This window comes from Segatella copri (assembly GCF_002224675.1).
GTDB classification, from domain to species: domain Bacteria; phylum Bacteroidota; class Bacteroidia; order Bacteroidales; family Bacteroidaceae; genus Prevotella; species Prevotella copri_U.
The window spans coordinates 1-4228 of sequence record NZ_NMPZ01000051.1; the positions used below are offsets into that span (position 1 = coordinate 1).

At 44.4% G+C, this 4228-nt stretch carries 2 protein-coding genes and 1 rRNA gene; 2 read left to right on the forward strand and 1 reads right to left on the reverse strand.

Annotation, left to right across the window (positions count from 1 at the left end; all coding sequences use genetic code 11):
- Positions 1 to 189: 189 nt before the first annotated feature.
- The gene (trhA, locus tag CFT61_RS16115) at positions 190 to 846 is read right to left on the reverse strand and encodes a PAQR family membrane homeostasis protein TrhA (protein ID WP_089545411.1); all 657 of its coding nucleotides are present in this window, start codon (positions 844 to 846) and stop codon (positions 190 to 192) included.
- Between the two features lie 300 nt (positions 847 to 1146).
- Here trhA and CFT61_RS16120 point away from each other — a divergent pair, with 300 nt between their 5' ends.
- The gene (locus CFT61_RS16120) at positions 1147 to 3342 is read left to right on the forward strand and encodes an alpha-galactosidase (protein ID WP_089545412.1); all 2196 of its coding nucleotides are present in this window, start codon (positions 1147 to 1149) and stop codon (positions 3340 to 3342) included.
- Positions 3343 to 3751: 409 nt separating this feature from the next.
- Positions 3752 to 4228, forward strand: a 16S ribosomal RNA gene (locus CFT61_RS16125); the annotation flags it as partial.

Here is a 4228-nt window from a genome sequence, read left to right on the forward strand (position 1 = left end):
AATAAGTTCCAAACTTTTGGGCAATTATTTTCATACTTTAACGTAATGTTAACATTATCACCTTATTATAAAAAGCTAAGGGTGTCGTTCATAAAAGAAAAAAGATGTTTTTCTAAAAAGCAAAGGCATCGAAAAGCCTTCACTTTTCGATGCCTTGATTCTTATTCTTGGTTTCTATTCTTGAGTCGTTTAGATATATTTCATCAGAATGTCCCAAACGGCGATGATGTGGCAGACGCTACCTGCCAGGACGAAGAAGTGGAACACGGAGTGCATGTATTTCTTCTTGTTGATACTGTAGAACACGGCACCCGTGATGTAGCAGACGCCCTCTGCGATAATCCAGATAACCGTGGCTGGGGATACGGAATCTATCAGAGGCTTAAATGCGACAAGTACCGATAATCCCATACCCACAAAGCAGAGCGTCTCCAGATTACTGTGGTCCTTGAGTTTGGCAAAGCTCATTACCGTGCCTGCTATGGCGCATGTCCAGATGAAGATAAAGAGGCTCCATCCCCAATAGCCTTGTTCGCGCATCGCAATCAGGGTGATAGGAGAGTAAGAACCGGCAATGTGCCAGTAGATGGCGGCATGATCCCATTTGCGCAGTCGCTCCTTCCACTTGCTCCATGCAGAGATGGCGTGGTAGGTGGTAGATGCGATGTAAGACATCAGCATACCGAACAGGTAGAGGATGATGCCTGCCGTGGCCCATCCGTTGTGCATGGTAAAGCACCAATAAAGGAAGATGGCTCCTACGACAACGCCCATCAGGATGCCTCCGGCATGCGACCAGGAGTTCCAAAGTTCCTCCTTGTGACTGAAATGTATTTTGAGTTTCATATAGCTTTATTTCTTTTGTCTCTTTTGGATTGTATGATACATGGTGTTTGCGGGGCAAAGATACTAAGAAATTCCGACTTTAATGATTTTTTTAGTGATTGTTATGATATGGATGTGATTATCTGGGGTATTCTTCCCCGCTCCTAGCTCTTTTATTTGCTTTATTTGCTTGATGTTTGACTTTTTGTGCTTTATTCCAAAAATAAATCAAGAAAGGGTTGGTGGTTCTTGTTTATTTTCTTATTTTTGCATTCGAAAACTTATCAATAGCAATAACTAATAACGTATATAATAAATATGATGAAATTAAAATCACTTGCACTCTTGTTGATGACCATCGCCATGCCTGCGATGGCAGAACAGGTTTCGGTAAACAGTAAGGGGATCTCGCTCATCCTCGATGTGGAGAACGGAAAACCTGCACAGTATCTCTATTTCGGTTCTAAGCTGAACGCTGCTGATTTGCAGAATCTCACAGTAGCTACCAATGGTCGTATGGATGCTTATCCTGCATACGGTCTGAATACTCCTGCAGAAGCTGCACTCGCCATGCGTCACAGCGATGGTAATCTTTCTACTGCTCTCGTGGCTACCGGTAGCGATGTGAAGCAGGAGGCTAATGCCACAGTTACTACCATCCATCTCAAGGATCCTGTTTATAATATCAAGGTGGATCTGAAGTACCGTGCCTATAAGGATGTGGATATGATTGAGGCTTGGACTGAAATCCACAATGGAGAGAAGGGTACTGTTACTCTGACTACCTTTGCATCAGCTATGCTTCCTATCCGTCGTGGCGATGTATGGATGAGTCATCTCTCTGGCACATGGGCTGCTGAGGCTCAGTTGAGTCATGAGAAGTTGCAGCCAGGCGAGTTTGTCATCCGCAATAATGATGGTGTGCGTAATTCTCATACCGATCATGCCGAGGTGATGTTCTCTCTCAATGGAAAGGGACAGGAGAATACGGGTGCCGTTATAGGTGCTGCACTTGCCTATAGCGGAAACTATAAGCTTAAGACTGTAACTGATGATACTGAATATCATTATTTCTTTGCTGGTATCAATGAACAGAATTCAGAATATCATCTCAAGAAGGGTGAAACTTTCAAGACTCCGGCGCTCGCGCTTACTTATTCCAATGAGGGCTTGAGCGGTGCTAGCCGCAACTTCCATAAGTGGGGTCGTAAGTACGTGCTTGCTCATGGTGATCAGGAGCGTGATATCCTCTTGAACTCTTGGGAGGGTGTTTACTTCGACATCAACCAGAAGGGTATGGATCAGATGATGGCTGATATTCATAGCATGGGTGGTGAGCTCTTCGTAATGGACGATGGATGGTTCGGAAAGAAATATCCTCGCAAGAGAGATAATACTGCTTTGGGCGATTGGGTAGTAGATACCGAAAAATTGCCTGACGGTATCGAAGGGCTGCTTCGTGATGCCAAGAAGAATGGTGTGAAGTTCGGTATCTGGATTGAGCCGGAAATGACTAATACCAAGAGTGAACTTTACGAGAAGCATCCTGATTGGGTGATCAAGGCGCCTAAGCGTGATGCGGTAGTTGGTCGTGGTGGCACTCAGCTGGTTCTTGATCTCGGTAATCCGAAGGTGCAGGATTTCGTGTTTGGTGTGGTAGATGATTTGCTTACTAAGTATCCTGAGATTGCCTACATCAAGTGGGATGCCAATATGGCCATCATGAATCATGGTAGTCAGTATCTTTCTGCCGCTGATCAGAGGCATCTCTATATCGCATACCATCAGGGATTTGCCAAGATTATCGATCGTATCCGTGCTAAGTACAAGGATGTCGTTATCCAGTGCTGTGCCAGTGGTGGCGCTCGTGCCAACTGGGGATCTCTCCGTGGTTTTGATGAGTTCTGGGTAAGTGATAATACCGATGCCCTGCAGCGTATCTATATGCAGTATGGTACCAGCTACTTCTTCCCAGCTATAGCTATGGCAAGTCATATCTCTGCTGTGCCAAACCATACCGTATTCCGCACAACTTCCTTGAAGTATCGTATTGATGTAGCTATGAGCGGACGTCTTGGAATGGAAATCCAGCCAAAGAATATGACGGATGAGGAGAAGGCTCTCTGTCGAAAGGCAATCTCTGAATACAAGGAGATTCGTCCTGTTGTTCAGTTTGGCGATCTTTACCGTTTGGTTTCTCCATACGACAACCAGGGCCTGTCTTCTATCATGTATGTAAGCGAGGCTAAGGATAAGGCTGTGTTCTACTGGTGGAAGCTTGCTAACTTCTATAATGCGCACCTTCCTATCGTTAAGATGGCTGGTTTGGATGCAAACAAGATGTATAAGGTACGTGAGCTTGATGTCATCGATAATACTCCTTTGGCTTGCGAGGGTAAGTCATACTCTGGCAAGTATTTGATGGAACATGGCTTGGAAATGCCATTGGAGCATAATGTTGACTGGGGTAAAAAGAACGATTGGTCTTCTCGTATTCTCTATTTGGAGGCTCAATAAAGGCTGGTGTTCTTTCGCGCGTATATATATAATAAGGAGAAGAATGGATTTGAAACGCGAAAAGTGTTTAGAAATGTTAAATTTGAAAGAAAAATACAACTTTCTTCTCGAAAAATTTGGTGGAATGAAAAATAGTTAGTACTTTTGCACTCGCTTTTGAGAAATACACTTTCTCTTAGCAACATAAAGAAAGAGTTCTTTGAAAGATTTTACATAAACAGACAAGTAGTACAAGAAGCGGTTAACTTCTTAGAAATAAGAAAGTTGACTGGGTAAAAGAAACGAACCGTCAAGCAATTGACAAGTCAGGTTTACTAAGCTTCAATAAACGAAAAGGATATTCGTCCTAAGTACAGACAACAAACACCGATTGCTTCAGCAATGAGGCAAGAAGTAAAAATGATATTTTACAATGGAGAGTTTGATCCTGGCTCAGGATGAACGCTAGCTACAGGCTTAACACATGCAAGTCGAGGGGAAACGACATCGAAAGCTTGCTTTTGATGGGCGTCGACCGGCGCACGGGTGAGTAACGCGTATCCAACCTGCCCACCACTTGGGGATAACCTTGCGAAAGTAAGACTAATACCCAATGATATCTCTAGAAGGCATCTGAAGGAGATTAAAGATTTATCGGTGATGGATGGGGATGCGTCTGATTAGCTTGTTGGCGGGGTAACGGCCCACCAAGGCGACGATCAGTAGGGGTTCTGAGAGGAAGGTCCCCCACATTGGAACTGAGACACGGTCCAAACTCCTACGGGAGGCAGCAGTGAGGAATATTGGTCAATGGGCGAGAGCCTGAACCAGCCAAGTAGCGTGCAGGATGACGGCCCTATGGGTTGTAAACTGCTTTTATAAGGGAATAAAGTGAGTCTCGTGAGAC